This window comes from Marinobacterium ramblicola, from assembly GCF_019084545.1.
In the GTDB taxonomy this organism is placed as follows: domain Bacteria; phylum Pseudomonadota; class Gammaproteobacteria; order Pseudomonadales; family Balneatricaceae; genus Marinobacterium_D; species Marinobacterium_D ramblicola.
In genome coordinates, this window is sequence record NZ_JAHREP010000012.1 from 26363 (window position 1) to 50546 (window position 24184).

A 24184-nucleotide genomic window follows, 5' to 3' on the forward strand; every position below is an offset into this window, starting at 1 on the left:
CCACCGAGCCGTTTCCGCTCAGGGCGCCCAAATAGTTCGCTGCTATTCGTTGCTACCCCGTTGCCATCCTATTCTTGCATCCTGGATCCAGCCGTTGGCTGGCCTCGATATCTGTCCCCCTGACTTGCCATCTGACCATCAGTACCCCACCTTTATCTGAAACTTCGGACACCGATCAATACCGCGGATAGAAAATGGATAAGGCCGTCATTCAGAAACATATCGATGAGCTCTACCAACACGAGGCGCGCCGGGTGTTGGCAACGCTGATACGCCTGTTGCACGGAGACTTCGATCTGGCCGAAGAGGCGCTGCATGACGCCTTCACGGCTGCACTCGCTCAATGGCCGAAAGAGGGTATTCCCGACAAGCCGCGTGCCTGGCTGGTGAGCGCCGGGCGATTCAAGGCGATCGACCGCCTGCGTCGGCGGACGCGGTTGGATGCATCGAGAGACGCGTTGACAGCGGAGTTGGAAGCGCAGGAGGAGAATGCCGCAGGGGAGGAGGATATCGTCGATGATCGCCTGCGACTGATCTTCACCTGCAGTCACCCGGCACTATCGCCGGAAGCACAGGTTGCCCTGACCCTGCGCGAGGTGTGCGGTCTCACCACCGAGGCGATCGCCGCGGCGTTCCTGGTGCCGGCGCCAACGCTGGCGCAACGCATCGTCCGCGCCAAGGGTAAGATCCGCGATGCCTGTATTCCCTATGAGGTTCCGGGACCCCGTGAGTTGCCGCAGCGGCTCGATGCGGTATTGCAGGTGATCTACCTGGTATTCAACGAGGGGTACTCGGCAACATCCGGCGACAATGTCACACAAGGGGAACTGTCCCAAGAGGCAATTCGTCTGGGACGGCTATTACTGGAGCTACTGCCGGAGGCGGAGGTCGCCGGCCTGCTCGCACTGATGCTGCTGCACGATGCTCGACGCGAGGCCCGTTCCTCTGCAGAGGGGGATCTGATCCCGCTGGAGGAGCAGGATCGTAGCCGTTGGAACCGACAACAGATTGTCGAGGGCTGTGAGCTGGTGCTCAACGCACTGCAACACCCTGTCGGGCCCTATGCGCTGCAGGCAGCGATCGCTGCGGTGCATGCCGAAGCGCCGAGTTCGGCACAGACAGACTGGTCGGAGATTGCCGGTCTCTATGACGTGCTGCTGCGCCTTCGGCCCTCGCCGGTAGTGGAGTTGAATCGCGCTGTCGCGATCGCCATGCGTGACGGTCCCGCCGCTGGATTGCAGTTGATCGACGCGATCCTCGAACGGGGCGATCTGACGCGATACCACCTGGCACATGCGGCGCGGGCGGACCTGTATCGTCGCTTGGGTCGCATCGACGACGCACGTGCCGCCTATCGCCAGGCGTTGCAGCTGGTGCAGCAGGAGCCTGAACGTCGCTTCCTTCTTCAACGCCTCACAGCACTGCACTGAAAAAAGTGCAAAAAAATTCTCTTACCCTGTCGAATCGGTCTGGTCAGGAACGACTAGTAGATAAAACAGACCAAAAAGGAGGCAGTGCAATGGCGAACAAACAGGGCGATTTTCTTTGGTACGAACTGCTCACCGACGATGCGGACGCCGCCCAGGCGTTCTACAGCGACGTGATCGGCTGGCAGACGGTAGACAGCGGTGTGCCGAACATGGATTACCGCATTCTGCAGGCGACGGACCCGGACAGCGGTGAGGTCAATCCGGTCGGCGGCATGATGCCGTTGACCGAGGAGATGAGAGCGGGTGGTGCGCGTCCGGTCTGGCTGGGCTATATCGCGGTGGAGGATGTCGATCACTGCGTCGCCCGCATTACCGAAGCCGGCGGTCGCGTGATGCTGCCGCCATTCGATATCGATGATGTGGGCCGTATTGCGATGGTCACCGACCCGCAGGGCGTGCCCTTTTATATCATGCGTGGATTCAGCGAGGAGACCAGCCTGGCCTTTGCCTTTGATCGCCCCCGCGTCGGTCATTGCGGCTGGAACGAACTACGTACTACGGATCCCGCAGCGGCAAAACAGTTCTACGGAGAGTTGTTCGGCTGGCAGAAAGAGGGTGAGATGGATATGGGGGAGGAGGGCTGCTACGAGTTCCTGCGTCACGGTAGTGTCCTCGGTGCCGTGATGCCCAAACCCGATACCATGCCGATGCCGATGTGGCACTTCTACTTCCGTGTCGCCGATATCGATCGAGCCGTCGATAAGATCGCCTCAGCCGGTGGACAGCTGACCTTTGGTCCGGTGCAAGTGCCAGGCGGCGACTATATCGTCAAAGGGATTGACCCACAGGGGGCGTCGTTTTCACTGGTCGGTGCCAGGCAGGAATAGAGGATAAGAGCATGCCCCATCAACAACATGGGGCACAGTGAATGACAACGGCATGCAGGAATAGAAGGAGTGAATACGATGTGTGAATCCAAAACCTTGGATGACGTATACGAACTATCCGTTACCCACTATATCGACGCCCCGCCGGACAAGGTGTGGCGGGTACTGACCGAACGCCTGCAGGATTGGTGGTGCCCCAAACCCTGGCGCACGGTGGTGAATGCCATCGATTGGCGCGCCGGCGGCGTATTCGATACCAAGATGATCGGCCCCGAAGGTCAGGAGTTCGATAACGCTGGTGTCTTTCTCGAGGTCACGCCCGGTAAGCGTTTTGTCTTCACCGATGCCTTCGATGGCCAGTGGAACCCGAAGCCCGCCTTTATGATTGGACTATTTGAAATCGCGCCGGAGGGAGTAGGCACCCGCTACACCGCCAGCGCGCGACACTGGAAACAGGAAGAGATGGAAAAACACAAGGAGATGGGCTTCACTGACGGCTGGATGGCGGTGGCCTGCCAAGTAGCCGAATTGGCGGAAGCGGCCGATTGAACAGGGAGGGTAAGCCATGAAATACCTGTGTCTGGTGTACTACAACGAAGCGATCATGAAAAAGATGAGTCAGGCGGAGTGGGACGGTTTGAACCGTGAGTGCATCGCCTGCGTTGAGGATCTCTCCGCTGCCGGCCACTTCCTCGATGGCGCACCGCTGCAGACCACCGATAGCGCCACCACACTGCGGGTGCGCGACGGCAAGGCGCTTGTCACCGATGGTCCTTTTGCCGAAACCAAGGAGCAACTGGCGGGCTTTTACATGTTGGAAGCGCAGGATCTGAATGAAGCGATCCGGCTGGCGGAAAAGATTCCGCCGGCCCGCTACGGCAGTGTTGAGATCCGTCCGGTCAGGGAACTACTGGAGAGCAATAACATTCTCGGCTCTGCGGTTTAGTCAGGGATACTCAGTGGCCCTTCCGTTTTGCATCGTCAGCGGCGGTAATCCACGCGGTTATCGTCTCGGGAGAGCAGGTCGGCCCGGTTATACCACCAGGTCGATCTGCTGAACCGTGCCCACCGAGCCATTTTCGCCCACATACAGGCCGCTTGAACGGATCTGTCCGCGCAGGTCGTTGCCCTCGGTATAGAGTGAGAAGGGGGTGCTGACCGAACCCAGATAGATCGCGCCCACATCCTTCTCCTTCAGGCTCGCGTACTGGTCTGCGCCCTCGGCACCCTGTATCCAGATCTTGAGCTGGCCGTAGACGCTGTCACCCTCGTCGATAAAACCGTTGCCATCTTCATCGTAGGTGGCGAGGTCGGCGAAGCCGTTTCCGCTCAGCGCGCCGAACAGTTCGCGGCCGTCGCTGGCTTTGCCGTCACCGTTTTTGTCCAGCATCAGCAGGCCACTATTGGAGGAGAGGACGTTGATGCGGTCCAGCTCGCCGTCGGCGTCGATATCGAAGCTGAGCTGCTCGGCGCTGAGCTCGGCGGCGCTGCCATTGAAGTTGATCACCAGCGGGTCTTTCATCTGCACACCGGCGGTCATCACCAGACTCTCCCGCTCGGTGTAGCTGTACTCCATCTGCAACTGCAGCGCGATATCGATGCTCTTTCCATCCGCGGTGGTCAGTTTGCCGACGGCGGAGAAACGGGTGGACTCCGATATCGACTCCTCGCGGCTCCACTCGTAGCGCATACCGGTTTGGCCGGGTGCTGATGGTGGCGGGGTGGCGTTGCCCGGCTGTTCTACCTCAACCGCTTCCGTGTCGGCGGTCAGTGCCTTGGCGTCGAACAGTTCCACCTCGCGGTTGCTGAGCATGCTGACGATAGCGGCGAGCAGGCGAAGTCGTGGCTCGGTGGTGTCGATATCCTCGCTTGCCTGTTCCGCCTCCACCTCTTCGGGTTTCGCAATCGGCTCGGGGGCCGGGCGCTCGATTCGAGCGGCAAGTGCGGAGGCTTCGAGGCGTTGCGCGGATTGGGCGTTATCCCGGGTGATGGAGGACGCTACACGGACATTGCCCTGGGCATCGGTTTCAAACCGCTGCAGGGACTCGCGCTCGTGTACCTGATGTTGGCGCTGGTGAGCGGCGCTCATGCCGATCTGGCTGTTGCTGATGATCATGGTTATCGACAGTTGGAGAACAGAGTCGAAGATATCGGCAGGGGTGGTTAAATATTGAGCAGCAAGGAGGGCTTTTTTATCGGTGTAGGGGCTGGCCACAAGGGGAGGGATGGCCAGCCCGTTTAAGCTAGCGCTTAAGCAAGTTCTTCGAGCGGGCCGAAGAATTCGTAACGGATCTGCTCCTTGGGCACGTTAAGCGCGTTCAGGCTCTGGTAACAGGCTTTCATGAACGGCTTTGGACCCAGGAAGTAGACATCCGGGTTCTTCTCCAGCGGCAGCAGTGAGGCCAGACGCTGTTGATCGAAAAAGCCCTGCGCCACCTCCTGGTCGTGCGGCAGCGGCTCGCTGTAGCAGTAGCTGACGTGCAGGTTGTCGTACTCCGCCTTGAGCTTGTCGACCAAGCCCTTGAATGCATGGCAGGCGCTGTTCAGGGCGCCGTGGATGAAATGCACCTCGCGCCCCTTTTCCAGTGCCGGACGCAGCATGCTGATGGTCGGTGTTACGCCGACGCCGCCGGAGAGCAGTACCAGCGGACGGTCGCTGTCGTTGAGCACGAAATCACCGCAGGGCGGGGTCAATCGCACCAGATCACCCGGATTCAGGGAGTCGTGCAGGTAGTTGGATACCCGGCCGCCGGCCTCGCGCTTGACGCTGATCCGGTAGTAGGGGTTGTTCGGGCTGTCGGACAGGGAGTAGTTGCGACGGGTGGTATCGCCGTCGATCTCCAGCACCAGACTGGTGTACTGCCCCGGCTGGAACTCGGCGACCGGTTGACCGTCCACGGGTTCGAAGTAGAACGAGGTGATCACCTCGCTCTCGCGCTCCTTGCGCACCAGACGAAACTCGCGCTCGCCACGCCAGCCGCCCGGTTTCTGCTCGTTGGCCTGGTATACGCTCTCTTCGGCGCCGATCAGGATATCCGCCAGCTGCTGGTAGGCTTCACCCCAGGCGTTCAGTACCTCATCGGTGGCTACGTCGCCGAATACCTCCTTGATCGCCGCCAGCAGGCACTCACCGACGATCGGGTAGTGCTCCGGCAGGATGTTCAGCGACGCGTGCTTGTGCACGATCAGGGATACCGCATCGCCAAGCAGCTCCAGCCGATCAAGATTGCTGGCATAGGCAACAACGGCGTTGGCCAGGGCCTGACGCTGAGTCCCCTTCTCCTGATGAGCCTGATTGAAGTACGCCTTCACCTGCGGGTAACGGCTGAACATCAGCGGATAAAACACCTCGGTGATATCCCGGGCGTGCTCTTTAACCGCAGGCAGGGTGGCAGCGATGATCTCACGGGTCTGGCTCGACAGCATAACTCTCTCCTAGGGGTGTCCTCCCCGAAACGGGGTAGTAGTTGTTTGTGTCGTTATAAGCGGATATCGTGCCAGCCCCCTGAAAAGCTTGATAACGCATACATCTTTTGAAAGCATTGTTAAATTGACTTCGGTCAAGCTTTGTCAAAATAACAATCGGGTTGTTGAAATGACTGTTTTTTCCATGGCGGATTCGATGATCTCTGTAGTGTCGGATCTGTCCAGCCAGATGACACCGGAGACGCGCTTCGAACGCTTGCTGGAGGCGCTGTTGAAAGCCTTCCCCTGCGATGCGGCGGCGCTGCTGCGCTTGAATGGCTCGGTGCTGATTCCGCTTGCCACCCGAGGTCTGTCGGATGACACCGCCGGTCGCGCGTTCCAGGTCGAGGAGCATCCCCGCTTCGCGCATATATTGATGAGCCGGGAGCCGGTACGTTTCGCTGCTGACTCCGAGCTGCCAGACCCCTATGACGGTTTGATCGACCATGTCGAAGAGCGTCTGCATGTGCATGACTGCATGGGCGTGGCTTTGTATATCGACGAACAGCCCTGGGGCGTGTTGACCCTGGATGCGCTGGAACCCTGTGTTTTCGATGGCATAGAACCGTTGGAGCTGCGTGCCTTCGTGCGTTTGACCGAAGCCTCTATCCGCGTTTCCGAGCTGATCCAGTCCCTGCAGAAGCGCTGCAACCTTGAGCATGAGGTGGCGCAGGTGCTGATTGCCGATCTTGGACGCACCGACATTATCGGCGACAGTCCGGCGATCAAGGCGATGCTGCGCGAACTGGATGTGGTCGCGGCGTCTGATCTGTCGGTATTGATTACCGGTGAGACCGGTGTCGGCAAAGAGTTGGTTGCGCGCCATCTGCATGCTGCTTCGGCGCGGGCCGATGCCCCGCTGGTGTACGTGAACTGTGCGGCACTGCCGGAAAACCTGGTGGAGAGCGAGCTGTTTGGCCACACCCGCGGCGCCTTCTCCGGCGCCGCCAGTTCCCGCACCGGCAAGTTCGAACTGGCGCAGGGCGGAACCCTGTTTCTCGACGAGATCGGCGAGATGCCGTTGGCGATGCAACCCAAGCTGCTGCGCGCGCTGCAGAGTGGCGAGGTGCAGCGGGTTGGCAGTGATCAGTTTCATCAGGTGGATGTGCGCATCATCGCCGCGACCAACCGTGATCTGGCGCAGGAGGTGGCGCAGGGGCGGTTCCGCGCAGATCTTTACCACCGTCTCAGCGTCTACCCGATACAGGTGCCGCCGCTGCGGGAACGCGGCCGCGATATTCTGCGCCTGGCCGGCCACTTTCTCGAACTGAACCGGCGTCGCCTTGGGCTGCATGCGCTGAGGCTAGACAACGGCGCCCGTGAAGCACTGCTCTGTTACGACTGGCCCGGCAATGTGCGTGAGCTCGAACACCTGCTGAGCCGCGCCGTTTTGCGCCTGAAAGCCGATGCCGGTGGCATCGGTCGGGTTTTGAGTCTCACCGCCGACCTGCTTGATCTACCGCAGGAGAGGGCCATTGAGATGGAGTCGCCCGGCACCGACGACAACCTGGCCTATGCAACCGGCGCGCGCACCCTGCGCGAGGCGACCGATGCCTTTCAGTGCAATCTGGTGATCGACTGCCTGGCCAGGTGCGGCTGCAATCGCGCGGCGGCTGCGCGGGAGCTGGGGCTGGACCCGGGAAATTTCAATCGTCTGCTGAAGCGTCTGCAGATCGACGTATCGGAGGTTAAATCTGGTGTCTGATTCCCATCAGAAAAAAGAGCATAACAGACTGCTGACGCTGCTCGGCGTAGGCGAGAATACCACCGGTCATAGCGAAAAACTGATATCCGGGCTTGGTGCGTTGTTGGGTATGCTCGGCGTTTACTGGATATCGAGCTGGTATCTGGGTGCGAACGGCAGCACGTTGATTGTGGCATCCATGGGAGCTTCGGCGGTGCTGCTGTTTGCCGTGCCGCATGGCGCTCTGTCGCAGCCCTGGCCACTGGTGGGCGGGCACCTGCTATCCGCCTTTATCGGCGTCAGCTGCCAACAGCTGCTGCCGGATCATCCCTTGGCACCGGCCCTGGCCGTAGGCCTGTCGGTCGCTACCATGCACTACCTGCGCTGCATAAACCCGCCTGCCGGCGCCACGGCATTGGCCGCAGTGATCGGTGGCGATGCGGTCCATGCCTTGGGTTACGCTTTCCTGCTCACACCGGTACTGCTGAACCTGACCGCTCTGCTGACAGTCGCGGTCCTGTTTAACAGCCTGTTTTACTGGCGTCGCTACCCAGCGGCCTTGGCACGTCGCCCTTCGCATCCGACGGTTTCGCCGATGCATCGTCATAGCAGCATGCTGACCCATGAAGATCTGGCGGCGGCGATGGAGCAGATCAACTCCTATGTGGACGTGACCTCCGAAGAGCTGGCCGAACTGTTCGACCTGGCGTTGGAGCACGCTGCCCAGGCGCAGCAGAGTCCGCAGCAGTTGGTCGTCGGCACGTACTACAGCAACGGCCAGCTCGGCACGCAGTGGGCGGTGCGCCAGATCATCGACGGACCGGACAGCATGGAGTCGGAGCGCGACCGGCTGGTGTTCAAGACCGTAGCCGGTGCCGGTAGCTACGCCACCGGAGCCTGCACCCTCCGGGAGTTTCGAGAGTGGGCCAGATTCCCGGTCGAGTACACCGGCGAGCGCTGGGTGCGCGTTCGCGCCGAGTGAGCTGATTATTCGAATTCAACTGACAAAGCTGTACAGATTCACTGTCAGCTTTGTCTCCTTCTTGCCATCCGCCACAAACAGAGCCGGTTTCAATGATCACTGGCGTCCCGGCACCCAGTTGGACGTCTCCACGCAATGAGCGGATGAAACAGAGCATTGTCGCTATCCAGCGACTTGAGATATAGTCAGACCCGGCGGGTAAGAGGAGTACCCCTATCGTAGTCCGTAATTGGCAGCTTCCTCAGAAGCTCAGGATAATCAGGATGATAACTTACGACCTATCACATTCCCCATTCTGTTTTTGTCTTTTGAAATTGCGAGATCTTTTGCCGAAATTGCGGGCTTTCGGGTGCGAGCACCTCTCTGCATCTTGGGAAATTTCGGTACCTTGCAAGGTGACAATGCTTGCATGGAAAACTCAATACACCGCTTTTATTCGCTATAAATTCAACAAAACAGCAAGGAAGTAAAAATGAAAAAGCATCTCATACTAATCGCTGGACTATCTCTGATATCTGCTTGTTCAACAATGCAGCCTCCACGTTACTCCATATCCGTAGATAATATTCAAGAGCTTAAGAAGTTTGATGGAGCGAAGGCTGAGGTGTCGAGCCTGAATCAGGAAGCAAATTTTGATGCTAACTGTCGTTTGATGGGGCCAATTGAGCCAGCTGATGGTTTATCAATTCCACAGTTCATATCTAAGGCGATTAACGATGAGTTTAAGATGGCAGGTATACACTCTACAGAGGGAGCTAAAATAACTGGATCCATAACCAAGATCGAATTTTCGTCTGTAACTGGGTTAACAAATGGGTACTGGGATATAGGTTTAAACCTTAACTCATCTAATGGTGAATCACTTTCAATTGATAATAAGTACACTTTTAAAAGTGGCTTTGATGCAATTACAGCATGTAATGCTACTGCTGACGCGCTAGCTCCTGCAGTACAAGATTTAATCAAGACTGCTGTTACTCATCCTGAGTTTGGTAAGTTGATTAGAATTTAATAAGTATAAGCACGTGACCCTAAAAGGTGGAATTTTTCGGTCACGTGTTAAAAGTTTTTAACTGCCGATGTCACCCACGAAGAGCAGGTGGAAGGGATTCAAATGTTAAGACTACTGGTTGTGTTGTTGGTATTTTGGTCTAATCAGGCTTTATCATTAGATATTGTACCATCCGAATCTGTACTCGGTGTTCCATGGGACAGTACGGAGCAGGAAGTAGCTAAGATTTTGGGAGAGTCTAATGGTTACTTTCAAACGACGAAATATAACAAACTAGTGTTTTATGGTAAATCAGTAGTTCTTATTTTCACTCGTGGAAAGCTAAAGGGCTTTAGATACCACGATGTATGTTGCACCGATCTTTATAATACATCCGTCTCAATAAACTCGAAGTACTCCAGAGAAGCGGTTGTATTCAATGGGATTGATTTGAAAGGTAAAACCTTCCAAGAGATAAATGAGCTGCTTCCATTTGAGTTAGGTAAACCAGATTACAGGGCGGAGATTGCAACCGACGAAGTGACAATAGAGTTTGGTTTTTCAAGTAGAGGCTACCCGGGTCAACAAGATCAATTTAATTTTAATAGTTTAAAAATAGACTATGAGCTATAGGGTAGATGATAAAGTACTTGATTAATGCACAGTGCTTGTTGTCGCTGTTGGTTATATTGTTTGTTGTGGTGCTTGTCTCCCCGGCAGGACTCATCGTGACCTTTGGCTGGTTTATGGAACTGTTTTCAAACGGACTTGATCACGAGTTCGATATAAGATTTGACGGGATGTTGTTTCTATATTTGATAAGTATCATGGTTATATTAAGATACTTTTATTTTGTTGTGATTTTTATTACTGAATCATGGGTGAAAATATCGGATTTCAAGTACAGTATTCTATCTGGTTTTGTAATAACGATAATTATGATATACGGAACGTTGAGCTCTTCGATGTCAGTTTTAAGAATGATAGGTTCATTGCTAATACTTTCTTGGCCTATGCTATGTGTCGTACAGGTATGGATCTATAGTAATTCCATTCGCGACGTAAAATAGATATTTGTAAACTTGGAAGTTGACGTTGGCTAAGGTGGCAGTTTAAAAGAATAGCGCCAATGAGTTTTGTGTTGTCTATCCATTCCTACTGCTATCATCCAACCCTCTTATACCCCTCATGCGGCCCGCGTATAGCCCTAGTTGTAATTTCGATTGGTCCTCTTGCGGGGATCGACTAAGGTGCCTTCTGTTCGCTGAAAAGCCTCATAACAATAACTTGGGAACAGAACCGATGATGAAGAAAACTGTTTCAGTACTGGCTGGCGCCATACTGAGCCTCGGCATGATGAGCGCGCAGGCCGCCACGCTGAAGATGGCGTACGATGCCGATCCCGTATCACTCGATCCGCAGGAACAGCTCTCCGGCGGCACCCTCCAACTTTCCCACATGGTGTTCGATCCGCTGATCCGCTGGACCAAGGATCTGGATTTTGAACCGCGTCTGGCGGAAAGTTGGGAGTGGGTCGATGGCCTGACCATGCGCTTCCACCTGCGTCAGGGGGTCAAGTTCCATAGCGGCAACGAGATGACCGCGCAGGACGTGGCCTTTACCTTCAACCGCCTGAAAAGCTCCGCCGATTTCAAGGCGATCTTCGAGCCGTTTGCTGAACTGAAGGTGGTCGATGATTACACCGTCGATCTGGTGTCGAAATCACCCTATCCGCTGATCCTGAATGCGGCCACCTACATCTTCCCGATGGACAGCAAGTTCTATACCGGTGAGGATGAGAACGGCAAACCGAAGGATGCGATCGTCAAGGGTGGTAACTCCTTTGCGTCCAAGAATGAATCCGGTACCGGTGCCTATACCGTGGCCTATCGTCAGCAGGGTGTGAAGGTGGAGTTCAAGCGCAACCCGAACTACTGGGACACCAAGTCGCCCGGTAACGTCGACGATATCGTGCTGACACCGATCAAGGAGGCACCGACCCGTGTCGCCGCGCTGCTGTCCGGTGATGTGGACTTCATCGCACCGGTACCGCCGACCGATCTGGACCAGATCCGCAACAGTGATCGTACCGATCTGGTGACCATGAGCGGCACCCGCATCATCACCTTCCAGCTCAACCAGAACCGTGTCGAAGCGTTCAAGGATAAGCGTGTGCGCCAGGCGGTGGTCTATGCGATCAACCAGAAGGGGATCGTCGACAAGATCATGAAGGGCTTCGCCACCCCGGCCGGTCAGCTGAGCCCGAAAGGTTACCTCGGTTATGACGAGAGCCTGACTCCGCGTTACGATCTGGAGAAGGCCAAGCAGTTGATGAAGGAGGCCGGTTACGAGAACGGTTTCAGCGTGACCATGATGGCGCCGAACAACCGCTACGTGAACGATGCCAAGATCGCCCAGGCGGTGGCGTCGATGCTGGCGCGGATCAACATCAAGGTGGATCTGAAGACCGTACCGAAAGCGCAGTACTGGCCGGCGTTTGATGCCCGTGAAGCGGATATCATGATGATCGGTTGGCATGCGGATACCGAGGACTCCAACAACTTCTACGAGTTCCTGACCATGTGTCCGAACGCGGATACCGGTGCCGGTCAGTACAACTCCGGTAACTACTGCAATCCGGAGCTGGATAAACTGGTGCAGGCGGCGAACGTCGAGACCGACAGCGCCAAGCGTGCCGAGATCATGCAGTCCATCGAACGTGGCCTGTATGAAGACGCTGCTTTTGTACCGCTGCACTGGCAGGATCTGGCCTGGGGTGCCGGAAAGAAGGTCGATATCGCGCCGGTGCTCAACGTGATGAACTTCCCCTACCTCGGGGATCTGGTCATCAAGGAGTGATACTCCGGGGTGCCGGCAGGGAGGTGTCGGCATCCTTAACGCCGTACAAGGGGAGCCTGTCGGCGCCCCTTTCTCCAATAGATGGTATGTGGCAGGGCAGCCATATGTCTCGAGGTTGAAAAACCATGATTGCTTTTCTGATCAAACGTATCGTCCAGGCGATTCTGGTGATGTTCATCATCAGCCTGGTCAGCTTCTCGATTCAGGACAACCTGGGTGACCCGCTACGTGAGCTGGTGGGACAGTCGGTATCGGAGGAGGAGCGACAGGCACTGCGCGACCAGCTGGGTCTGAACGATCCGTTCCTGGTGCAGTATGGCCGCTTCGCCGTTAAAGCCCTGCACGGCGACCTGGGCACCTCCTATTTCTTTAAGGAGCCGGCGCTGCAGGTGATTCTGCACAAGCTGCCGGCCACGCTGGAGCTGGTGTTCGGCGCGACCCTGATCATCGTGCTGCTGTCGGTGCCGCTGGGGGTGTACTCGGCGATCAAGCCCAACAGCCTGTTTTCTCGGGCGGTGATGGGGCTGAGTATCATCGGCATCTCGGTGCCCGTATTCCTGACTGCAATTGGCCTTATCTATCTGTTTTCGATCTATCTCGGCTGGATGCCGTCGTTCGGCCGCGGCGAGACCGAGCCGGTGTTCGGTCCCTGGGAAACCGGGTTCTTGACCGTCGACGGCCTGCAGCACCTGGTCTTGCCGTGTATCTCGCTGGCGTCGATCATGCTGCCACTGTTCATCCGGCTGATTCGTGCCGAGATGATGGAAGTTCTGCAGTCCGAATATGTGAAGTTCGCCTGGGCCAAGGGCCTGGCGCCCCGCCGCATCTATTTCCTGCACGCGCTGAAGAACACCATGCTGCCGGTGATCACGGTGGGTGGTGTGCAGATCGGCACCATGGTGGCCTATACCATTCTGACCGAGACCGTATTCCAGTGGCCCGGCATGGGTTTCCTGTTCCTGGAAGCGGTCAACCGCGTCGACACCCCGTTGATCGTTGCCTATCTGATCGTGGTCGGCGCCATCTTCGTGGTGACCAATACCTTGGTCGACCTGATCTACGGTCTGGTGAACCCGACCGTCAAATTGACAGGTAAGAAGTGATGACTGAACAAGTAGAGATTCTTGAGGTCCGTCCCAGCGCCTGGCAGCGCATGCGCGACAGCCACCTTTGGCACAGCTTCGTGACCGACCGCGTTGCGCAGCTTAGCCTGTTGGTATTTGTGGCCTTTGCCCTGATGGCGTTGCTGGCGCCGTTGCTGGCACCGTTCAACCCCTATGACCCGGCACAGATCGACATCCTGAACTCGGAGTTGCCGCCGAGCTGGGAGGAGGGGGGCGACCCGGCGTTCTGGTTGGGCACCGACGCCCAGGGACGCGATCTCTGGTCCACCATTCTGTACGGTACCCGGATCTCGCTGACGATCGGGCTCTGCGCCGTGGCGCTGCAGGCGGCTCTGGGTATCGTCATCGGCCTGCTGGCCGGTTACTTCGGCGGTCGTATCGACAGCCTGCTGATGCGCTTTGCCGATGTGCAGCTGTCGTTCTCGACCATGATGGTGGCGATCGTCGTGCTGGCCGTGTTCCAGGCCACCTTCGGCACCGAGCTGTATCAGAAGCTGGCGATGCTGATGCTGATCCTGGTGATCGGTATCGCCGAGTGGCCGCAGTACGCCCGCACCATCCGCGCCTCGGTGCTGGCGGAGAAGCGTAAGGAGTATGTGGACGCCGCCCGTGTTATCGGCCTGCGCCCGGCGCGCATCATGTTCCGGCATATACTGCCTAATACGCTGTCGCCGATTCTGGTTATCTCCACCGTGCAGGTGGCCAACGCGATCATCTCAGAGGCTTCGCTGTCGTTTCTCGGTCTGGGTATGCCGGTGTCGCAGCCCTCGCTCGGCTCGCTGATCTCCAGCGGTTTCGAGTACATCTTCTCGGGCGCCTGGTGGATCACGGTAATTCCCGGTGGCGTACTGATCGCCCTGGTGCTGGTGATGAACCTGCTCGGCGATTGGCTGCGTGATGTCCTTAACCCGAAGCTGTACAAGGGGTAAGACGATGGCACTGTTGGAAGTTAAGAACCTCGAAGTTCGCTTCGGCCTGCGCAGTGGCGAGGTCCACGCCCTGCGCGATATCAATTTCACCCTAGAGCGCGGCGAGCGCCTCGGCGTGGTCGGTGAGTCCGGTGCCGGCAAGTCGGTGCTCGGTTTTTCGATTCTGAACCTGCTGTCGCGCCCCGGCTATATCGCCGGCGGCGAGATCCTGTTCGAAGGGCGCAACCTGGCCGTGATGTCGGCAAAAGAGCTGCGCTCGATCCGCGGTAACCGCATCTCGATGATCTTCCAGGATCCGATGATGACGCTGAACCCGGTGCTGACCATCGGTCAGCAGATGGTGGAGTGCCTGCTGGCACACCGTAAGATCAGCGGTCGCGACGCCAAGAACATCGCGCTGCAGAAGCTGAAACAGGTGTATATCCCGTCGCCGGAGAAACGCTTTGACCAGTATCCGCATGAGCTGTCCGGCGGTATGCGTCAGCGTATCGTCATCGCCATCGGCCTACTGATGGACCCGGATATCATCATCGCCGACGAGCCGACCACGGCACTCGATGTGACGATCCAGGCGGAGATCATGGACCTGATGCTGGAGCTGTGCGAGCGCAACAACGTGGCGCTGATGCTGATCACCCATGATCTGGGTGTGGTGTCGCAGGTAACGCAGCAGGCGATGGTGATGTACGCCGGTCGTATCATCGAGCAGGGGCCGACGCGGGAGATCATCAACGACGCTCAGCACCCCTACACCCAGGGGCTGATGAACGCACTGCCGCAGATGGCGATTCCGGGCCAGCGTCTGAACCAGATCCGCGGCTCCATGCCGCCGCTGCAGAAGATTCCGGACGGTTGTGCGTTCAACCCGCGCTGCGAATACGCGATGGAGGTGTGCCAGACCCAGTTGCCGGACTATACCAGTTCCGGCGGTTGCCGCGTGGCCTGCCATCTGGTGGCAAAGATGAAGCTCGAGGAAGCCGCTGCACGGCAGATCGAGGAGGCGAATTAAGATGACCACGACGGTACCGACAACTGTTAAAACGGCGGCCGAATCCCTGGTGCAGATCGAGGATCTGTACAAGCGCTTCTCGATCTCCGGCGACTTTCTCGAACAGATCAAACTGCGTGGCGGCAAGCTGGTGCGTGAGCAGGAGCATGTGCACGCGATCAACGGCGTGACGCTCGATGTGCGCAAGGGCGAGGCGCTGTGCGTGGTGGGTGAGTCCGGCTGCGGCAAGTCCACCGTGGCGCGCACCGTGATGGGGCTGCTCAGCCCGAGCGGTGGCTCGATCAGCTACCAGGGCAAGCGCATCGACAACCTGAGCGACCGTCAGTTGATGCCCTACAGACGCAAGATGCAGATGATCTTTCAGAACCCCTATGCATCGCTGAACCCGCGCATGACCATCGCGCAGACGCTGGAGGAGCCGGTGCGCTTCCATAACCCAAAGGTGTCCATCGCCGAGGTGCGCGATAAGGTAAGTGAGGTGATGCAATCGGTGGGGATCGACCCGACCTGGGGCAAGCGCTACGCCCACGAGTTTTCCGGCGGTCAGCGCCAGCGTATCAGTATCGCCCGCGCGCTGGCGGTGGACCCGGAGTTTATCGTGGCGGATGAGCCGATCTCGGCGCTGGATGTGTCGATCCAGGCCCAGGTGCTGAACCTGATGATGGATGCGCAGGAGAGCCGCAACCTGACCTACCTGTTCATCACCCACGACCTGGCGGTGGTCGAGCATTTCGGTACCCGGGTGGCGGTGATGTACCTCGGCAGCCTGTGCGAGCTGGCGCCGACCAAGGCCCTGTTCGCTACCCCGCGCCACCCCTATACCCAGGCGCTGCTGTCGGCGATTCCGCGGCTGGAAACCGGTCGGCCTGCGCATATCAAGCTCAAGGGCGAGGTGCCGACGCCGGTGAACCTGCCCTCGGGTTGTGTGTTCCACGGTCGCTGCCCGCACGCCAACGAGCGCTGCAAGCGGGAGATCCCACAGCTGATCGCCACCGACGAGGGCGGTCAGGTGGCCTGCCACGCGGTCGAGGAGGGGCGGATCTGAGATGAGCCGGATACAGATCAGCGCCGCCTTCGACAGCGGCAATATCGAGGTGGTCGATGCCGACAGGGCGGACGATATCCAGCTGCGCATCCGCATCGACAACGGCTCGACCTTCTTCCAATGGTTTCACTTCCGCGCGCTGGGCGTGCGTGGTCAACCATTGCGGATGCGCTTGACCAATGCCGGCGAGGCCTCCTATTCAGCAGGCTGGGAGGGCTACCGCGCGGTGGCCTCCTACGATCGCGAACACTGGTTTCGGGTGCCGACCCAATATGCAGACGGTGAGCTGGTGATCGAACACCAACCCGAGCATGACGCAGTCGACTATGCTTATTTCGCGCCCTACAGCCATGAGCGTCACCTCAATCTGATCGCCCGGGCCGGGCTGTCGGAGCGGGTACGTATCGAGAGCCTCGGCCAGAGCCTGGACGGGTGCGATATCGAGCTGCTGCAGATCGGCGAAGCGGCGCCAGGTCGCCCTGTGATCTGGGTGACAGCACGCCAGCATCCCGGCGAGACCATGGCCGAGTGGTGTGCCGAGGGGCTGCTGACCCGGTTGCTGGATCGGCATGATGCCCAGGCGCGTCGGCTGTTGGAGCAGGCGGTGATCTATATGGTGCCGAATATGAACCCGGACGGTTCCGTGCGCGGACATCTGCGCACCAATGCGATCGGTGTCAACCTGAACCGGGAGTGGCAGATGCCGAGCCTCGAGCGCAGCCCGGAGGTGTATTGCGTGCGGCAGCGGATGGAGCAGACCGGTGTCGATCTCTATTTCGATCTGCATGGCGACGAGGTGCTGCCGTGCAACTTTATCTCCGGGCAGGCTGGCGCACCCTGGGTCGAAGAGAGCGTTCTGGAGCAGGAGGCGCAGTTCGGACGTGATCTGCAGGCGGCGAACGCCGACTTTCAACTTGAGCGCGGTTATCCGCCCGGCAAGTTCGGCGCTGAAACCATGACCATCGCCGCGTTCTGGGTCGGGCGCCGCTTTAACTGTCCGGCGATGACGCTGGAGATGCCGTTCATCGATTTCGACCTGCAGCCCGATGCGCTGCAGGGCTGGTCGCCGGAGCGCTCTCAGCGTCTGGGCGCGTCGCTGATAGAGCCGACACTGGCCTGGCTTGGCCGCTCGCTTCACAGGTCGTAGGGGGCTACATGGAGTTGCGCTGGTTGGACGACTTCATTGCGCTCGCAAGGACGCGACACTTTTCCCGCGCGGCGGATGAGCGTAACTGCACCCAACCGACCCTGAGCCGGCGTATCAAGCTGCTCGAGGATGAGATGGGAGTCACGCTGATCGACCGCAACACGCTGCCGTTGTCACTGACACCGGCCGGCGAGGTATTTCTTGCCGGTGCCGAGCAGATGAGCCGCATCGCCCGCGAGACCAAGTCCCGCTGCGGCGAGATCCGCGAGAAACAGCTCAACCGACTGGTCTTCGCCACCACGCAGACGCTGTATCTGTGCTTCTATAACGCCTGGATCGAGCCGTTCTCCTCCGAACATGGCATCGATATCGAGCTGAATCTGAAATCCACCGCCTGGGTGGGCCCCGATTTCGTCAGCGCCCTGGCGCAGGGGGAGTGCGATCTGGCACTCTGTTACTGGCATCCCGCGGTGGATTTCCTGCGCGCGCTCAATGACGATCGCTTCGAGTCGCTCACGGTCGCCAACGAGGTGCTGGTGCCGGTAACGGCGCTCGACGAACAGGGGCAGCCGCTGCACCAGTTGCCGGGCAAGGCGCGCAAACCCCTGCCCTACATCGGCTATCACGAAGGCGCCTTCGCCCGTCCGGTGATTCAGCAGTTCATCCAGCAGCAGTTGGAACCGCCGCAGCTGGTGACGATGAACGAGAACTTCCATGCCGTCAGCGTCAAGGCGATGGTCAAGGAAGGGTTCGGCCTGGGCTGGATACCGAAGCGGCTGATCGGGGATAGTCTGCGCTACAACCAGTTGGCACTGGCCGGCGATGAGCGCTGGCATATCCCGCTGCAGATACGGCTCTACCGATTACGCCATAACCACAACAGCAGCCTCGATGTGCTCTGGTCGCTGATCGCGGATCAGGTCGCGGAAGGGGTCACCACAGCCCTTTAGTTTGCTCAGGATGATTCAATGCAGTCTCTGTTTTTTACCCATATCGAGACCCTGAAGGCGCGTACCGAAAACGCGCTGGCGACGCTGGGATTCGATGCCCTGCTGTTGGGCTCAGGCTCCGCGCCACGGCGTTTCCTCGACGATACCTACTATCCGTTTCGTACCCAGCCCGATTTCGTGCAGTGGCTGCCGCAGCTGAACCAGCATCCCGGATCCTGGCTGTTGCTGCAACCGGGACGCACGCCGAAGCTGTACCTGTACAGCCCCACCGACTTCTGGCACCAGACACCGCAGCTGCCGACCGCTGACTGGACCGCGGCTTTCGAGATCGAGTCGTTCGGCGATGCGCAGCAGCTAGGTGCTGAATTCGCCTCGCTGGGGCGGGTGGCGTTGGTCAGTGCCGAACGTCCGGCCTTTGCCGTAGAGGATTGGCAACACAATCCGCAGCCTTTGCTGGACGCGCTGCACTTCGACCGCGCGATCAAGACCGAATGGGAGCTGCACTGCCTGCGCGAGGCTAACCGCATCGCGGTACGTGGCCACCTCGCCGCCGAGCAGGCGTTTCGTGCCGGTGCCGGCGAATACCGGATCCACCAGGATTATCTGGTTGCCACCGAACACAACGAGCGGGATCTGCCCTACGACAATATCGTCGCGCTGAACGAGCATGCGGCGGTGCTGCACTACCAGTTCCAGCAGCGCCAGGCGCCGAACGACCCGCGCACGCTGCTGCTCGATGCCGGTGCGACTTGCCAGGGCTATGCCGCCGATATTACCCGCACCCACGCCTTCGATCCGAGCTCCGAGTTCGGCCAGCTGATCGCGGCGCTGGATGAGGCGCAGAGAGGCATCCTTGCGAACGTGAAGGCAGGCGTCGACTTTGTCGACCTGCACCTGGAGATGCATACGCGACTGGCACAGGTGCTGGCCGACAGCGGGCTGGTCAATGCCAGTGTCGAAGCGCAGCTGGAGCAGGGTATCACCCGCACTTTCTTCCCCCACGGTCTTGGCCATCTGCTCGGCATCCAGGTACACGATGCGGGCGGTTGGCAGCAGGACGCGGCCGGTACCCTGCGCGAACCGCCGGCCGAGCACCCCTTCCTGCGCCTGACTCGGATTTTGCAGCCGGGCTTCGTCGTCACCATCGAGCCGGGGTTGTACTTCATCCCGTCGCTGTTGGCCGACCTGCGCGCTTCAGCGGCAGGCAGTGCGGTGGATTGGAACCGCGTGGAGAGGTTGTCGCCCTTTGGCGGTATCCGCATCGAGGACAATGTGGCGATTACCGCCGAGGGTCATGAAAACCTGACGCGGGATGCGTTCGAATTCGTCAGCCAGTGTCAGCCAGCCGGATGAGAGACGTGGTCCAGGCTCTCCAGCAAACAGCTCTCCAACACTTTTACGGCAGCGGGCGGCGTCGAATCCAGGCGGTGCAGCACCAGCTTTAGTGAGGGGAGCGCGGGCAAGCCGTGTTGCTGCGCGAGAATTTGTAGATCACTCGGCATCCCGACTGCCGTGCGCACGGTAAGCCCAAGCCCCGCTTGAGTGGCAGCCCAGATGCCGGCCAGGCTGCGGCTGGTCATGCTGATGTGCCAGGGAATACCGGCCTTGTTCAGGGCGTCGAGCGCCGCCTGGCGTACCATGCAGGGCGCGTCGAACAGGATAAGGGGCAGGGGGCGCAACCGGTAAACCTCGTTATCGCGAGCGCCAATCCACCGCATTGGATATGAGCACAGGAGCAGGGTGTTGGGCAGAGGGTGGCCATCATCCCAAGCCAGCGCAAGATCCAGCTGTCCCTGACGCATTCCCTGTACCAGTTCGGCATTGCGTGCGACCACAACTTCGATCTGAATGCCGGGATAGGCACGCTTGAACCGCCCCAGCGTCTGCGTCAGCACCTGCTCGCCGAAATCCTCCTGCAATCCCAAACGGACCTTTCCCTTCAGATTCACCTGCCGCAGTGCCAACACCGCTTCATCGTTGGTGGCCAGCCGGTTGGTGTGCGATCGCGACTATCTGGCGCCGGCGGGCAGAACAGAGGAGATGATCATCTTCCAAATTACCGCCGGGCGTGAACGCAGCGATGCGACGCGTAATGCCTTCTATGCACGACTGGTGGATGAGCTGCAGGCGAGCGTTGGGCTGAGAGCGGCCGACGTGATGGTGATCATCACCACCAACCGGCTCAGCGAGTGGTCGTTCAGCGGTGGTATCTCGGCAGGAGTGCAATCATGATTGCGATGCAATACCGCTTCGGGCTGCCCGCCGACAACGTACAACATGGGATCGATGACCGGGGCGCTCTGGTACAGAACATTACCGGGCCGGTTATGCAGCGAGAGGCGAAGGCGTGCGCGATCAAATCTGATCTGTCCAGGTGAAATAGCGGTTAGGATTGGAAGACAATAGTTGCAGCGCGTTTTGTGCTGAACCACTATCATAACCGGGAACGGAAACAGCCTGTTCAGAAAATAGTTTTCGAAAACAAGGAGATCGAGGCATGGCCCAGGATTACCAGTCCGGTGTGATCGCTGAATCGAATCGGGATGCCATATTTCTCAGTTTCAACCAGACGCACCAGCCCGGTGCTGTCGAAATTATCAAGCAGTTGCTGGCGAGCCTGCCGCAACGGATATCAGCCTTGCGGCAGCGACTGCCGGAAGCTCAATTGCACCTGACCGCTGCGATCGGTTCCGCCTACTGGGATCGTATCAGCCCAGAGGCCAGGCCCGCGTTGCTGCGCCCCTTTCCTGCGCTGGAGAGAGGCGAACGGGTAGCACCTTCGACGCCAACCGACCTGCTGTTTATTGTTCGGGCCGACCAGTACGACGCCTGCTTCGAGCTGTCAGGTGAGATCAATCAGGCGCTGCAGGGCGCCGCTGAGCTGGTCGAGGAGGTGCATGGCTTCCGGTATCTGGATATGCGCGACATGACCGGCTTTGTCGACGGTACCGAGAACCCGCAGGGTGACGATCGGCTGGAGGTGGCGTTGGTAGGGGAGGAAGATCCCGACTTCGCCGGTGGCAGTTACCTGCACCTGCAACGCTACGAGCATGATCTGGAGGCCTGGAACCGACAGTCGCTGAAGGAGCAGGAGGATACCTACGGCCGCACCAAGGCGGATAACATCGAGTATCCAGGGGCCGAAAAATCACCCCATGCCCACACCAAGCGTACCTCGCTGAAGCGGCCCGATGGCAGCTCAATCGAGATCCTGCGCCAGAGTATGCCCTACGGCGATTCGGTCCGTAAGGGGCTGATGTTCGTAAGCCTGTGCCGCACGCCGGAGAACTTCGAACTGATGCTCAAGAGCATGGTCGAGGGCGACGAGCAGGGGCACGCGGACCGTCTGCTTCAATTCACCCGGGCCGTAACCGGGGCCGCGTTCTTCGTACCGTCCAACAGCTGGCTGCGGCGACTTGCCTAAACCCTCGGCAGGTAACAGGGATCTCATCGATGAGCTCCCTGTTACCTCCTGCAGAGTTCGCACTACTTCACTATATTTTCAGGTAAGCAGTCTGTGGTAGAGAAGTTGTTATGAACGGCTAAGTCCAGCGGGCTGCAGGGGTTAGTTTGCAGGAGGTTTCACCATGGCGCTGACACCCTCAACGATGATTGCATTGGGCCACGAGGCAACCGAGTTCAACCTGCTCGAGCCGAAAACCGGCCGCTACGTTTCCAGCGCGGATCTTCCCGGACCGACCGGGCTGCTGGTGCTGTTTATCTGTAACCACTGCCCCTTTGTGCGGCACATCGAGCAGGGGCTGATTCAGCTCGGACGGGACTACGCCGGCAAGGGGATCGATATCGTGGCGATCAGCAGCAACGATGCGGTAACCCATCCCGAGGATGGCCCGGACCGGATGGCGGAGAAGGATTACCCCTTCCCCTATCTGTACGACGAGAGTCAGCAGGTGGCCAAGGCGTACGACGCGGCCTGCACGCCGGATCTCTTTCTATTCGACGGCGAGCGAGAACTGGTCTATCGCGGGCAGTTCGACGATGCCCGTCCAGGCAACGATATCCCCGTCACCGGAAAGGATTTGCGTGCGGCGATGGATGCACTGCTGGCCGGGAAGAATCCGGCCGGCGAACAGAAGCCGAGCATCGGCTGCAACATCAAGTGGCGGACATACCACCGGGCGCCTTGATGGCGCCCGGAAGGCGGGTTAGCGTTCGGATGACGGGGCCCAGAGGTTGAGGTTGCCTTCGGTGGCGTAGCGGTCGATCTCGGCCAGTTCTTCGGCGCTGAAGTGCGGGTTGTCCAACGCCGCCAGGCTGTCGAGCAGTTGCTCGGGCCTGCTGGCGCCGACCAGCGCCGAGGTGACCCGGTTGTCGCGCAGCACCCAGGCGATCGCCATTTGGGCCAGGCTCTGGCCGCGACGGCGGGCTATCTCGTTCAGTGCTCGAATGCGAGTCAGGTTGTCCTCGGACAGGTGGGAGCTCTGCAGCGATTTCTCCTGCGCGGCGCGGCTGCCCTGCGGAATCCCGTCGAGGTACTTGTTCGTCAGCAGGCCCTGCGCCAGCGGCGAGAATACGATGCTGCCGGTGCCGATATCCTCAAGCGTATCAAGCAGGCCGTCCTCTTCGACCCAGCGGTTCAGCATGGAGTAGCTGGGCTGGTGGATCAGGCAGGGGGTGCCCAACTCGCGAAGGATCTTCACCGCTTCCCGCGTGCGCTGAGAATTGTAGGAGGAGATGCCGACATAGAGCGCCTTGCCCTGGCGCACGGCGCTGTCCAGCGCGCCCATCGTCTCCTCCAGCGGCGTGTCCGGATCGAAGCGGTGGGAGTAGAAGATGTCGACATACTCCAACCCCATCCGCTTCAGGCTCTGGTCCAGGCTGGCCAGCAGATACTTGCGGCTGCCCCACTCGCCGTAAGGGCCGGGCCACATGTCGTAACCCGCCTTGGTGGAGATCACCAGTTCGTCACGGTAGCCTGCAAAGTCGGATTTCAGGATCTGTCCGAACAGGGTTTCGGCGGAACCCGGCGGCGGACCGTAGTTGTTGGCCAGATCGAAGTGGGTGATACCGTTGTCGAATGCGGTGCGGCAGATCGCCCGCGCCGTGTCGGGGCGGCTGTCCTCGCCGAAGTTGTGCCACAGGCCCAGGGAGAGGGCGGGCAGTTTCAGGCCGCTGCGGCCGCAGCGGTTGTAGCGCATCTGCTCGTAGCGTGTTGCCGATGGCGTGTAGGTCATGTTCGGACTCTTAGTTGTGTGCAGAGGAGTCGCGGGTGCGTGCCTGCAGGTAGGCGTTGTAGTCCGGTACCCGGCGCTGATAGGCCCCCGTCAGGTAGCGGGAGCTGAAGATGAAGTCGGCCGAGGCTTCGTTGCAGGCGACCGGGATGTTCCAGACCGCGGCAAGGCGCAACAGTGCCTTGACGTCCGGGTCGTGCGGCTGGGCATCGAGCGGATCCCAGAAGAAGATCAGCAGGTCGATCTCGCCTTCGGCAATTCGGGCGCCCAGCTGCTGATCGCCGCCCATCGGGCCGCTGAGCAGGGCCGCCACCGGCAGGCCGAGCTGCTTGCTCAGCTTGTTGCCGGTAGTGCCGGTGGCGTAGAGCCGATGCTTGGTCAGTTCCGCCTTGTGCCGGTCGGCCCAGGCCAGCAGGTCGGGCTTACGGTTGTCGTGTGCGACCAGCGCGATCCGCTTCTCGTTGGGCATCGCGACTTCGGTTGTGTGCAT

The 24184-nt window shown here is 59.2% G+C and carries 25 protein-coding genes; 20 read left to right on the forward strand and 5 right to left on the reverse strand.

The genetic code is table 11. The features are described 5' to 3' along the window. Positions 1–194: 194 nt before the first annotated feature. The 4 genes from KQ940_RS10690 (at position 195) to KQ940_RS10705 (ending at position 3263) form a co-directional block, all read left to right on the forward strand. Complete coding sequence (locus tag KQ940_RS10690; protein WP_217413599.1) at positions 195–1430, forward strand: RNA polymerase sigma factor; 1236 nt, start codon at positions 195–197, stop codon at positions 1428–1430. Positions 1431–1519: 89 nt separating this feature from the next. Next, complete coding sequence (locus KQ940_RS10695) at positions 1520–2317, forward strand: VOC family protein (RefSeq protein ID WP_217413601.1); 798 nt, start codon at positions 1520–1522, stop codon at positions 2315–2317. Positions 2318–2395: 78 nt separating this feature from the next. Continuing rightward, the gene (locus tag KQ940_RS10700; RefSeq protein WP_217413603.1) at positions 2396–2866 is read left to right on the forward strand and encodes an SRPBCC domain-containing protein; all 471 of its coding nucleotides are present in this window, start codon (positions 2396–2398) and stop codon (positions 2864–2866) included. Between the two features lie 16 nt (positions 2867–2882). Continuing rightward, a complete protein-coding gene (locus KQ940_RS10705) occupies positions 2883–3263 on the forward strand; it encodes a YciI family protein (protein ID WP_217413605.1) in 381 nt (126 codons plus the stop codon). A gap of 87 nt (positions 3264–3350) precedes the next feature. Here KQ940_RS10705 and KQ940_RS10710 read toward each other — a convergent pair whose 3' ends face one another. Beyond that, positions 3351–4433 carry a hypothetical protein gene (locus tag KQ940_RS10710; RefSeq protein WP_217413607.1) on the reverse strand — a complete coding sequence of 361 codons (1083 nt, stop codon included), beginning with the start codon at positions 4431–4433 and terminating at the stop codon, positions 3351–3353. 134 nt (positions 4434–4567) lie between these two features. Beyond that, positions 4568–5743, reverse strand: a complete 1176-nt coding sequence (gene hmpA, locus KQ940_RS10715) for an NO-inducible flavohemoprotein (protein WP_217413609.1) — start codon at positions 5741–5743, stop codon at positions 4568–4570. Positions 5744–5912: 169 nt separating this feature from the next. Between hmpA and norR the strand changes: the two genes are divergently transcribed. The 12 genes from norR to pepQ all read left to right on the forward strand — a co-directional run bounded on the left by norR (position 5913) and on the right by pepQ (position 19855). Then, a complete protein-coding gene (gene norR, locus KQ940_RS10720) occupies positions 5913–7487 on the forward strand; it encodes a nitric oxide reductase transcriptional regulator NorR (protein ID WP_246589976.1) in 1575 nt (524 codons plus the stop codon). After that, positions 7480–8448, forward strand: coding sequence for an HPP family protein (locus KQ940_RS10725; protein WP_217413611.1), 969 nt, complete (start codon positions 7480–7482; stop codon positions 8446–8448). Before norR ends, KQ940_RS10725 begins: the two co-directional genes overlap by 8 nt. Before the next feature lie 472 nt (positions 8449–8920). Beyond that, a complete protein-coding gene (locus KQ940_RS10730; protein WP_217413613.1) occupies positions 8921–9460 on the forward strand; it encodes a hypothetical protein in 540 nt (179 codons plus the stop codon). Between the two features lie 102 nt (positions 9461–9562). Beyond that, complete coding sequence (locus KQ940_RS10735; RefSeq protein ID WP_217413615.1) at positions 9563–10072, forward strand: hypothetical protein; 510 nt, start codon at positions 9563–9565, stop codon at positions 10070–10072. 672 nt (positions 10073–10744) lie between these two features. Further along, on the forward strand, positions 10745–12298 hold the full coding sequence (locus KQ940_RS10740; protein ID WP_217413726.1) for an ABC transporter substrate-binding protein: 1554 nt from the start codon (positions 10745–10747) through the stop codon (positions 12296–12298). Positions 12299–12423: 125 nt separating this feature from the next. Further along, complete coding sequence (locus tag KQ940_RS10745; protein ID WP_217413616.1) at positions 12424–13401, forward strand: ABC transporter permease; 978 nt, start codon at positions 12424–12426, stop codon at positions 13399–13401. Beyond that, complete coding sequence (locus tag KQ940_RS10750) at positions 13401–14351, forward strand: ABC transporter permease (protein ID WP_217413617.1); 951 nt, start codon at positions 13401–13403, stop codon at positions 14349–14351. The genes KQ940_RS10745 and KQ940_RS10750 overlap by 1 nt, the downstream gene beginning before the upstream one ends. A gap of 4 nt (positions 14352–14355) precedes the next feature. Beyond that, positions 14356–15360, forward strand: coding sequence for an ABC transporter ATP-binding protein (locus KQ940_RS10755; RefSeq protein WP_217413618.1), 1005 nt, complete (start codon positions 14356–14358; stop codon positions 15358–15360). 1 nt (position 15361) lies between these two features. Then, a complete protein-coding gene (locus KQ940_RS10760) occupies positions 15362–16405 on the forward strand; it encodes an ABC transporter ATP-binding protein (protein WP_217413619.1) in 1044 nt (347 codons plus the stop codon). 1 nt (position 16406) lies between these two features. Then, the gene (locus KQ940_RS10765) at positions 16407–17552 is read left to right on the forward strand and encodes a M14 family metallopeptidase (RefSeq protein ID WP_217413621.1); all 1146 of its coding nucleotides are present in this window, start codon (positions 16407–16409) and stop codon (positions 17550–17552) included. A gap of 8 nt (positions 17553–17560) precedes the next feature. Further along, complete coding sequence (locus KQ940_RS10770) at positions 17561–18502, forward strand: LysR family transcriptional regulator (RefSeq protein ID WP_217413623.1); 942 nt, start codon at positions 17561–17563, stop codon at positions 18500–18502. An 18-nt stretch (positions 18503–18520) separates the two neighbouring features. Next, positions 18521–19855, forward strand: a complete 1335-nt coding sequence (gene pepQ / locus KQ940_RS10775) for a Xaa-Pro dipeptidase (protein ID WP_217413625.1) — start codon at positions 18521–18523, stop codon at positions 19853–19855. Here the strand turns inward: pepQ and KQ940_RS10780 are convergent. Continuing rightward, a complete protein-coding gene (locus KQ940_RS10780; protein ID WP_217413627.1) occupies positions 19840–20451 on the reverse strand; it encodes a LysR substrate-binding domain-containing protein in 612 nt (203 codons plus the stop codon). The two genes, pepQ and KQ940_RS10780, sit on opposite strands and share 16 nt — an antisense overlap. Before the next feature lie 31 nt (positions 20452–20482). On the opposite strand from KQ940_RS10780, the gene KQ940_RS10785 reads away from it, so the two are divergent. The 4 genes from KQ940_RS10785 to KQ940_RS10800 all read left to right on the forward strand — a co-directional run bounded on the left by KQ940_RS10785 (position 20483) and on the right by KQ940_RS10800 (position 22650). Next, entirely contained in the window at positions 20483–20734 is a 252-nt protein-coding gene (locus tag KQ940_RS10785; RefSeq protein WP_217413629.1) for a tautomerase family protein, read from the forward strand. Then, positions 20731–20880, forward strand: a complete 150-nt coding sequence (locus KQ940_RS10790) for a DUF4865 family protein (protein WP_217413630.1) — start codon at positions 20731–20733, stop codon at positions 20878–20880. Before KQ940_RS10785 ends, KQ940_RS10790 begins: the two co-directional genes overlap by 4 nt. A 119-nt stretch (positions 20881–20999) precedes the next feature. Continuing rightward, positions 21000–21926: a Dyp-type peroxidase gene (locus tag KQ940_RS10795; protein WP_217413631.1), complete on the forward strand. Its 927-nt coding sequence runs from the start codon at positions 21000–21002 to the stop codon at positions 21924–21926. A 163-nt stretch (positions 21927–22089) separates the two neighbouring features. After that, entirely contained in the window at positions 22090–22650 is a 561-nt protein-coding gene (locus tag KQ940_RS10800; protein WP_217413632.1) for a thioredoxin family protein, read from the forward strand. Between the two features lie 18 nt (positions 22651–22668). Here the strand turns inward: KQ940_RS10800 and mgrA are convergent, their stop codons facing one another. Together mgrA and KQ940_RS10810 are read right to left on the reverse strand one after the other, a co-directional pair. Then, entirely contained in the window at positions 22669–23697 is a 1029-nt protein-coding gene (gene mgrA, locus KQ940_RS10805; RefSeq protein ID WP_217413633.1) for an L-glyceraldehyde 3-phosphate reductase, read from the reverse strand. A gap of 10 nt (positions 23698–23707) precedes the next feature. Then, entirely contained in the window at positions 23708–24184 is a 477-nt protein-coding gene (locus KQ940_RS10810; RefSeq protein ID WP_217413634.1) for a methylglyoxal synthase, read from the reverse strand.